This is a genomic window from Roseovarius roseus (assembly GCF_043355935.2).
In the GTDB taxonomy this organism is placed as follows: domain Bacteria; phylum Pseudomonadota; class Alphaproteobacteria; order Rhodobacterales; family Rhodobacteraceae; genus Roseovarius; species Roseovarius roseus.
The window spans coordinates 1-4649 of the sequence record NZ_JBHFPE020000042.1 but is presented as its reverse complement, the minus strand read 5'-3'; the positions used below and the strand labels follow the sequence as shown (position 1 = coordinate 4649).

General features: G+C 53.4%; 5 protein-coding genes. 3 read left to right on the top strand and 2 right to left on the bottom strand.

The window, feature by feature from the left end; genetic code table 11:
- Positions 1-249 precede the first annotated feature (249 nt).
- From ACEWPL_RS19280 to ACEWPL_RS19270, 3 genes are all read left to right on the top strand, one after another.
- On the top strand, positions 250-795 hold the full coding sequence (locus ACEWPL_RS19280) for a GNAT family N-acetyltransferase (RefSeq protein ID WP_393930237.1): 546 nt from the start codon (positions 250-252) through the stop codon (positions 793-795).
- Positions 792-1208 carry a sugar 3,4-ketoisomerase gene (locus ACEWPL_RS19275; protein ID WP_393930235.1) on the top strand — a complete coding sequence of 139 codons (417 nt, stop codon included), beginning with the start codon at positions 792-794 and terminating at the stop codon, positions 1206-1208. The genes ACEWPL_RS19280 and ACEWPL_RS19275 overlap by 4 nt, the downstream gene beginning before the upstream one ends.
- A 77-nt stretch (positions 1209-1285) precedes the next feature.
- Positions 1286-2521, top strand: coding sequence for a glycosyltransferase family 61 protein (locus ACEWPL_RS19270; RefSeq protein ID WP_393930233.1), 1236 nt, complete (start codon positions 1286-1288; stop codon positions 2519-2521).
- A gap of 25 nt (positions 2522-2546) precedes the next feature.
- On the opposite strand, the gene ACEWPL_RS19265 is transcribed toward ACEWPL_RS19270, so the two are convergent.
- Positions 2547-3572 (bottom strand): glycosyltransferase family 2 protein, encoded by a 1026-nt coding sequence (locus ACEWPL_RS19265; protein ID WP_393930231.1) that lies wholly within the window; start codon positions 3570-3572, stop codon positions 2547-2549.
- Positions 3573-3597: 25 nt separating this feature from the next.
- Positions 3598-4566: a glycosyltransferase gene (locus ACEWPL_RS19260; protein ID WP_393930229.1), complete on the bottom strand. Its 969-nt coding sequence runs from the start codon at positions 4564-4566 to the stop codon at positions 3598-3600.
- Positions 4567-4649: the final 83 nt, after the last annotated feature.

Here is a 4649-nt window from a genome sequence, read left to right as displayed (position 1 = left end):
GCCGCCGGTTGGGTGGGTTCAAGTTCACCCGGAGATTACGCCACCTTCAAATTTCCACCACCTTCGCGACACGACCGCACTGGTATTGACCAAGATCAATGAATTATCAGAATCTTAGAATTTTAGGTGGCGGGTTGTTTTCAAGCACCTATGCGCGCGATCCACTCAAGGAACCCGGCAGAGGGAAATGGTTGTTTACCGGCAACGAAACAGGATACGCACAGCGTGGATGCGAGACGAGGCCCTGATATGACAACACCCGAACTGATCGAGGGCCCCAGCCTGAGCCTGCGACTGGTGACGCCAGAGGACGCCGATTATATCCATGCACTGCGCCTCAATCCGGATTTCAACGTGCACCTTTCCCAAGTCACCGGCACGGTCGAGGATCAGCGAAACTGGATCGATAGCTACAAGCGCCGCGAAGCTGAAGGGCGCGAATACTACTACGTGATCCAGCGGCGGGGCGGGGGGCGATGCGGCGTGGTCCGGCTCTATGATATTCAGGGCGACCGCTTTACCTGGGGGAGCTGGATCCTCGATGGTAACAAGCCGCCGAAGGCCGCGCTGGAAAGTGCTGTTTTGTCCCTCGGTGTGGGTTTTGACATCCTTGGATGTCAAATGGCGCTCATTGACGTGCGCAAGGAAAACCATCGAGCGCTGTCGTTTTACAGGAGGTTCGGCATGACCGAGATCGACGAAGATGCCGATAACTACTATTTCGAGCTTTCCGCGAAGCGTTTCGAAGATCAACGGATTGGATTTCGGGAAATTCTGCGCAAGGATGCGCCATGAGTGATGACGCAAACCAGGGCTCGGTTCACCTGATCGACCTGCCACAGATTCACGATCCTCGCGGCGATCTGACCTTCGTCGAAGGGGGCACCCATGTGCCGTTCAACATTGCGCGGGTCTACTACCTCTACAACGTGCCAACGGATTCCGAGCGTGGCGGGCATGCGCATCGTGAACTGCAACAGGTGGTTTTCGCCCTTTCAGGCAGCTTTCGCATGAAGATCGACGATGGACGCAAAAAGTCGGAGTACTGGCTGCGTGATCCGCGAAAGGGGCTCTACATCAATCGACTGATTTGGCGGGAGATGGACGCCTTCAGTCAGGGTGCTGTCTGCATGGTCCTGGCATCGCATCCTTATGATGAGTCAGACTACTATCGCGACTATGAAGATTTTCTGGCGGCGGTGAAATGACCGCAGAGGTGCACCTTCGCGCTGCCGAGTTGCCCGCCCTACATAGTCACGCCATGATAGATCTTTGAGGTCGAAATATGCGACGCAAGATCAAGAGAAAAGTGGCCGAAGCTCTCTTCCGATGGGCATGCCGCCGACCGACGGGCAGGTTGGGCTCATCAATACTCGAAGCATTCGGAATGCGATCCGTGCGGGTCGCCAACTTCAGCGATGTGGCCGCGCCATTCGCAACCGTCGCTGGCCAGTCGACCTCCCGCGTCGAGGCGCCGCGCTGGAATGAAGGGGAACCGCGCGTCAGAACGGGAGACTTCCCGCCAATCAGGGCACGGATCGTTCAGCAGCCAGTGTTTACGATAAGTTCCTCGGCGTTTCTTCAGGATGACTTGCTCTATCTGCCCAACCCGGTGCTCAGCGATAGAGGGCGAACGGCGACCGCTGACGAAAACTTGTTCCATCTTAGCAAAAACACAGCCGTTGGCGCCATCTCCGCAGAAGACGAAGTCGATAGCGGTATATTCATCGGTGGGGCCGGATCGTCCAACTGGTACCATTTCGTCATCGAGTGTCTGCCCAAGGCTTACCTGGCGCAAAGATTGCCGTCCGAGTTTGACCATCTGCCGCTTCTCGTTCCTGAGGAGTGCCGGCGCATCCCGTCCTTCGCCGATGCTCTTGCTCTGTTTTCAGGAAAACGGGAGGTGCGTTTCCTGAAATACAACGCACGGAATTTCGCAAATGAACTGGTCGTTTTCGACGATGTCAGTATCGGCCCTTTCAATATGGCCCCGGGGGAGTGGCCGAGTATCGACGACTATGCTCAGCACGATGCCGAATTGCAGAGCTTCATCGAAGCCTTTCGGTCAAATCTGTTTGCAGACAAACGTCCAGCCGCAGCGGAGCGGCGGATTTTCCTCCAGCGACCGCCACAGCAACGCGCCTATAATCAGGACGAAATCCGTGCCATTGCTGAGCGCTATGGTTTTGAGCCGGTCAGCCCTGAAACTCTGTCTCTAAGGGAGCAGGCCGAGCTATTTGCCTCAGCCAGTTCAGTGATCGGCGCGTCGGGAGCGGCCTGGGTCGGCATGATATTTCGCGAGTGCCCCATGAAAGCGCTCAGCTGGTTGCCATCGGAGTATTCCGAATTCTGCAGCTATTCCAGCCTCGCGCGGCTTCTGGGGCATCAACTCGACTTCATCGAGGCCAAGCCTGACAAGAAGCTGCAGACGACGGGAGACGCGTTTGTAACCGGCTACACGGTTTGCCCGGCGGAGTTTGAGGCCGCAACCCAGCGATTGGTCAGAAGCCTGGAGGCGTAGTCTACTCCCATTGCTCTGGCGCCCATCACTTGGCTCGGATGTTTCGCCTGAAAGTCTTTAATCTATCCGCATAGAGAGATGCTCTCGATAGATAGTTCAGCCACAAACGCGATCGAAGAGCGAACAGGTAGGATACCTTGCGCCCGCGCCCAACTCTCTGCTTGCTTACCGTTTTCAACGATGCTTTGAACTCGGTCGTTTTGAGATCTTGAAATTGACTGTCGATCTTATGGCGATGTTCTCTCAAGTCCGGCGCGCTGAATAAAAGGGCCTGCGCCTTGATCAACGAGCGTAGCGTTTCCAGTGCATAAGGACCATGAATGTCGGCGCCGAAACCGCTATCCACGATCAACTTCCATATCATGAAGTGGTTGTGAGGTGCGTCCAGCAATTTCGCACTTGGAGTCTTGGTAATGGCGTTCGGGTTGTCTTGCCGATAGAAAAAAACAGCATCGCAGAATGCTACGGCCTCGCAGCGAAGAAAGAAATAGCGCACGGTAAACTCGTCTGCAAACGTTCCAAAATCAAAATAACCGATATCTTTCAGCAGCTTCATGCGCCACAATGCGTTACCCGAGATCTCCCACTTCAGCGAAGACAAAAAAGCGTCGCGACCTGATATTACGACCTCGGTATCCCCATGATAACCCACCAGTTTTCTATTTTCTGATCCGCCCTCGTGGGAAAATTCGACATTCGGCAATACCGCGTCAGCGCCTGTATCCAACGCCCGCTGATGCATCTTTTCCAGCCAGTCCGCTGAAAAAAGATCGTCCTGCGAGCTATATACAAAGTAGTCGCCGACAGCATAGGGGGCGGCAAAATTCATTACCTTGGGTGCGATCCCCAGATTCTGTTCTGTCCTGAGATAACGGACTCTAGGATCGCACTCTGCAAATTCCTGTATGATATCACTGCTGGAATCCGGCGAGCAGTCGTCAACGCAGAGAACTTCAAAATCCGTAAAGCTTTGGGCGCCGAGTGACGTGAGCGTTTGGCGAAGGTAGTCTTCACCCTTGTAAACTGGAATTACAACGGAAATTCTCGTCATTTTCGAGAGACGGTTTGTTTGCTGCTCAAGTCTGATCTCGCTTTTGCCTTGCTAATCTTCGCATAATCTTTCGTTTGCGGCGCCGCTCGGAATATATCGTGTTCAGTGCCAGAAAGGGATGTATGACCGCCTCTCGGCGAAACTCCGCCCTGTCCTCATAATAGTAGTGACCGAGTTTGGATTTGATGAGGACATGTTCGAGCATGCGCCAAACGGGTGAAGCCGGATCGAGCCCGTAGGTGCTGGCATCCTCTAGACGCTGTTGAAAACACGCCTGAATAACCACAAACCCCCTAACCCTATTCGCAATGAAAGTGGGTATGTCAGACGGAGTCAGGGTAGAGCTGGTTATGCCGAAACCTAGTCGATATTTCACCAGTTTTTCTTCGATTACGACAACCCTTCCCTCCAGCGCCGCCCGAAAGCCAAAAACGATATCCTCATAAGATAATGGGTTGATTTTCCCATATTTGCGGTAAAGGTCGCGGTGCCACGCGCCACTTGCGCCTATGTAAAGGGATTTGGATTTTGCGACTTTCTTCAGATCTGTGGTGGCGTAAAACGTCGCTTCGTGAAACTCTCCATCAATTCGATTTCCGCTTGCATCAATAACCTCGGCCAAGGAGCAAACTAGAAGTGGATTGGATTCTTCGAAAGCCTGGATGATGCGTCGACTACGGTTCGGCAAGGAAATATCATCACCCGCAGCAGCAATGATGATGTCGCCTGTGCTGAGATCGTGAATACGGTCAATGTGCCCCGCAAGGCCTAGATTACGTTCATTCCGGTTCAAAATGATCGTATGTGGTCCCTTATAGGACGAAACCGTTTCTTGAATGATTTGAAACGTATTGTCTTTCGAGCAGTCATCGGAGACTATGATTTCTATGGGCTGGCACTCTTGTGCAAGTGCGCTTTGTAGCGCCTCGTATACCGTTTCCTCCTGATTATACGTAAGAAGGACGTAAGAGCATGTCATTGGATTCTCAGACATGATTTCGGGTAGTGCCCCGGGAAGTGGTGTAGGAACTGGCGTCCACCTGCTTTTTCATAGCCGGTGTTGCTCGTTCACTGAGC